Source organism: Mycobacterium sp. 1245499.0 (genome assembly GCF_001673615.1).
Taxonomy (GTDB): domain Bacteria; phylum Actinomycetota; class Actinomycetes; order Mycobacteriales; family Mycobacteriaceae; genus Mycobacterium; species Mycobacterium europaeum_A.
Genome location: NZ_LZMG01000047.1, coordinates 1 through 1,976, shown reverse-complemented (window position 1 = coordinate 1,976; position 1,976 = coordinate 1). Strand labels below are relative to the sequence as shown.

General features: G+C 69.9%; 5 protein-coding genes and 1 pseudogene. 4 read left to right on the top strand and 2 right to left on the bottom strand.

Going from position 1 to position 1,976, the window contains the following annotated elements; all coding sequences use genetic code 11:
* The 4 genes from rpmG to A5646_RS02085 all read left to right on the top strand — a co-directional run.
* Positions 1–84: 50S ribosomal protein L33 (gene rpmG / locus A5646_RS02100; RefSeq protein ID WP_067019528.1), on the top strand; the 84-nt coding region annotated here is incomplete at its 5' end.
* A 2-nt stretch (positions 85–86) separates the two neighbouring features.
* Positions 87–392, top strand: a complete 306-nt coding sequence (gene rpsN / locus A5646_RS02095) for a 30S ribosomal protein S14 (protein ID WP_066872857.1) — start codon at positions 87–89, stop codon at positions 390–392.
* Positions 392–658 carry a 30S ribosomal protein S18 gene (gene rpsR, locus A5646_RS02090; protein ID WP_067019525.1) on the top strand — a complete coding sequence of 89 codons (267 nt, stop codon included), beginning with the start codon at positions 392–394 and terminating at the stop codon, positions 656–658. The genes rpsN and rpsR overlap by 1 nt, the downstream gene beginning before the upstream one ends.
* Positions 655–1,038, top strand: coding sequence for a hypothetical protein (locus A5646_RS02085; RefSeq protein WP_067019522.1), 384 nt, complete (start codon positions 655–657; stop codon positions 1,036–1,038). Before rpsR ends, A5646_RS02085 begins: the two co-directional genes overlap by 4 nt.
* Positions 1,039–1,041: 3 nt before the next feature.
* Here the strand turns inward: A5646_RS02085 and A5646_RS02080 are convergent, their stop codons facing one another.
* Entirely contained in the window at positions 1,042–1,779 is a 738-nt protein-coding gene (locus A5646_RS02080; protein ID WP_066872866.1) for a TIGR03943 family protein, read from the bottom strand.
* Positions 1,779–1,976, bottom strand: a pseudogene (locus A5646_RS02075) (permease); the annotation flags it as partial. The gene A5646_RS02080 and the pseudogene A5646_RS02075, both read right to left, overlap by 1 nt.

Below are 1,976 nucleotides of genomic sequence, written 5' to 3'. Positions count from 1 at the left end.
CGACGCAACGACCCCGACCGGCTGATGCTGCGCAAGTACGACCCCGTCATCCGCCGTCACGTCGACTTCCGCGAGGAGCGCTGAACATGGCCAAGAAATCCAAGATCGTCAAGAACGAGCGCCGTCGCGCGATCGTGGCGCGTTACGCCGAACGCCGGGCCGAACTCAAGGAGGTCATCCGCGCACCGGCGAGCACCGCCGAGCAGCGGGCGGCGGCACGAGAAGCGTTGGCCCGCCAGCCCCGCGACGCCAGCTCCGTGCGGGTCCGCAACCGCGACGCCGTCGACGGGCGTCCCCGCGGCCACCTGCGCAAGTTCGGGTTATCGCGGGTGCGGGTCCGCGAATTGGCGCACGCCGGGCAGCTACCCGGCGTGCGGAAGGCGAGCTGGTGATGGCCCGGAAAGCCGCCGGCAGCCGCCGGCTCGCGCTACCGGCCGGCCGGTCACCGAAAAAGAATGCGCTGCGCACCCTGGGACTGGACGCGGTGGACTACAAGGACACCGCGACCCTGCGCATCTTCATCTCCGAACGCGGCAAGATCCGGTCCCGCCAGGTGACCGGCCTGACCGTCCGGCAGCAACGCCAGGTCGCGACGGCCATCAAGAACGCGCGTGAAATGGCGCTGCTGCCCTACCCCGGCCCGCACACACCGCGGTGACCTCCCCGCGCCGCGGCACCGACCGTCCCTTCACCGTGATCGTCTGCGCCGCTTGCGCGGTCGCCGGCGAACTGTCGGTGCTCGACGAGCTGCGGCCGGCGATTCGGCGCTGCCCGCACTCCATGCTGGTCACCGCCTCCTGCATGCTCGGACCACTCACCTGCGCGTCCCGCCCGACCGGCGGCGGTGTCATGGTCGTGCTGCAGCCCTGCACGAACGACCGGGTGGCCTGCGGCCCGGCCCAGTGGATCGGCCCCATCGCCGACGGCGACGCGGCCGCCGAACTGCGCGAGTGGCTCGAGCTCGGACAGTGGGAAACCGCGCCCGTCCCGGATCGACTCGGGGGCCATCAACGCTGGACAGGCGGTCAAGGCAACTGACGGTCAGCGCGGATAGGCGTAGGGGTTGGGCGGGGCATCGACTCGGGTGACGGCGGTCGCCTGCAGCGTCGGGATGGCCGGCGAATTGGGTTGTCGCGGTGCGGGTATGACCTGACCCTGCACCCGGATCCAGGTGTTGTCCGGTAGGCCGGAGGCGCCCCCGGCGGCCGGGCCGCGCAGATGGATGCGGGCCAGCTGGGCGTCGGCCGCACAACAGATGATGACGATGCGGCCAAGGTCGACGCCCTGCGCCTCGTTGAGCACGAAGCCGGTGACGGTGATCGTTCGGTTCGTCAACGATCCGGTCGTGTCGTGCGCTTCTCGCATCAGCACCTCGGGCAGCGAGACTTCCGGCGCAGGGCCCGGCGGCAGCGGTGAAAACGATTTGTTCAGAACGTCATTGGACACCGACGTCACCGACGGGGCGGCCGCCGAGGGCCGCAGCGCCGGCGGCGCCACGAACATCAGCACCAGCACCGCGACCACCAACAGCCAGGCGATGCCCCGCCGGTGGGAATGCTCGTGGCCGTGCTCGCCGGCCGCGTCAGCGGTCCGGGGTCCACCGCGGCGGATGTCGCCGATGATCGCCACCAGCGCCAAACCGATGAGCACCACCGCCGATACGGCGAGCCACGGCAACAGGCCCGGCTTGACGTAACGGGTGAACACCCCCGACGCGGTGATCATGGCGATGCTGATACCCACCAACAGCAACACCGTGTTCTCGGCTTCGCGACTCATCACCGGGCTCCCAACACGAAAAGCCCGATGACACAGGCACTCACCGTTGCCACCACGAACGTGCACGGCGCAAAGCGTGCGGCGAACGCCCGGCCGAACATGCCCGCCTGCATGGCGAACAGCTTGACGTCGACGGCCGGACCGACGACAAGAAACACCAGCCGGGGCAACAGCGGCACCATGGTCATGCTGGCCGC

Bases quoted from the DNA above. Each gene is read 5' to 3' on its own strand.
- A5646_RS02080 (WP_066872866.1), bottom strand. From the start codon at position 1,779: ATGAGTCGCGAAGCCGAGAACACGGTGTTGCTGTTGGTGGGTATCAGC.
- rpsR (WP_067019525.1), top strand. From the start codon at position 392: ATGGCCCGGAAAGCCGCCGGCAGCCGCCGGCTCGCGCTACCGGCCGGC.
- rpsN (WP_066872857.1), top strand. From the start codon at position 87: ATGGCCAAGAAATCCAAGATCGTCAAGAACGAGCGCCGTCGCGCGATC.